At 66.5% G+C, this 1,476-nt stretch carries 1 protein-coding gene; it reads right to left on the bottom strand.

The window, feature by feature from the left end; translation table 11 throughout:
* The coding region (locus tag ENZ75_RS31630; RefSeq protein WP_206617147.1) for a cobaltochelatase subunit CobN at positions 1-1,476 on the bottom strand (1,476 nt) is incomplete at both ends.

The following is a 1,476-nucleotide window of genomic DNA, read 5'->3' as shown; positions in this document are numbered from 1 at the left end:
GAGCGCGGCGATGAGCGCCGTCTTCTCGGCTTCAGCACTTTGCCGGCGCATGGCGTCCGGCTCATCCTCCGGAGCGCGGCCATAGATATGCAGCCCGTCCTTGATGGCGAAATCCTTGAGGTCGCAGAGCCAGGCATCGATGCGGCGCAAGGCCTCGTCGGGCGCGTCGGTTCTGGCAACGCCGGCTTCGGAGGCGAGACCGGTTTTTTGCGCGGTGTCGACGATCAGTTTCGCCAGTCGGTCACGGCGGCGACGGTCGAGCCCGTCGGCCTGCGCATATTCGTCGACCAGCCGCTCGAGCTTGTGCTGGTTTTCGTCCAGCCCGGCGCCGGTCAGCGGTGGCGGTAAATGGCCAAGGGTGACGGCGGCAATGCGCCGCTTGGCCTGCGCCGCTTCGCCCGGGTTGGAGACGATGAAGGGATAGATGACGGGCAGGGGACCGGTGACGATCTCCGGAAAGCAGTTTTCCGACAGAGCAACGGTTTTGCCCGGCAGCCATTCAAGCGTGCCATGGGCGCCGACATGGACCAGCGCGTGGACGCCGAGCGACTTGCGCAGCCAGAGGCCGAAGGCGATCAGCGCATGGCGCGGGGGCAGCGTCGGGTCGTGGTAGTCGGCGCGGCGGTCGACGGAGCGGCCGCGGTCGGGGGCGAGGGCGATGGTGACGTTGCCGAAGGTGGCGGCGCGGAAGGGGAAGCTTCCGCGCAAACCTGTTTCGTCTTCCGCTTTGCCCCAAGCGGCTTCGACCGCAGTAATTGCCGCAGTCGGCAACTCCGTCGAGAAGGCAATGTAGTTATCTAAGGCCAATCCAGTATCGCTGGCTTCCAGCAAATCCAGCAACCCACGCGGCGTCTGCGGAATCCCCTCAATCACATAGCCCTGCTCCTTCAGGTCATGCAGCATGGCGAGCACGCTGGACGGCACGTCGAGGCCGACGGCATAGCCGGTTCGACCAGGAGCGCTAGGGTAATCCGGGATTAGGATGGCCAGCTTGCGCCCGGCGCGGGGTGTCTCCTGCAACTTGATGAAGGCCGCGACGCGGTCAGCGACCTGCGCCACGCGATCCGGTTCCGGCCGGTTGGCGAAGGCGCGGTGGCCGAGTGCGGGATCGGTCTCGGTCTCGCCCTTGAAGGAAATGGCGCCGGCGAGGACGCGGCCGTCGAGTTCGGGCAGCACGACATGCATGGCGAGGTCGGCGGGTGCCAGGCCACGCTGGTTGTTTTGCCAGATGTCGCGGCGGGTGGTGGCGACGATGACCTGGAAGACAGGCACGCCGGCGCGGTCGAACAGCGTTTCGATGCCGGGTTCGGCGCCTGAGGCGAAAGCGGTCGCGGTGATGATGGCGGCGGGCTTCAGCGCCGTCAGTGCTGTTTCCACGAAGGCGAGGGAGGTTGGGTCCTTGAGGCTGGAGACGAAGATCGGGACTGGGTCGATGCCGCGCTGCCGCAGCGCTTCAACAAGCGCATCGATGGGCGC

The organism is Mesorhizobium sp. M7A.F.Ca.CA.002.04.1.1, from assembly GCF_004022805.1.
Lineage (GTDB): Bacteria > Pseudomonadota > Alphaproteobacteria > Rhizobiales > Rhizobiaceae > Mesorhizobium > Mesorhizobium ciceri.
The sequence above is the reverse complement of the archived record's forward strand: the minus strand, read 5'-3'. Positions and strand labels throughout refer to the sequence as shown.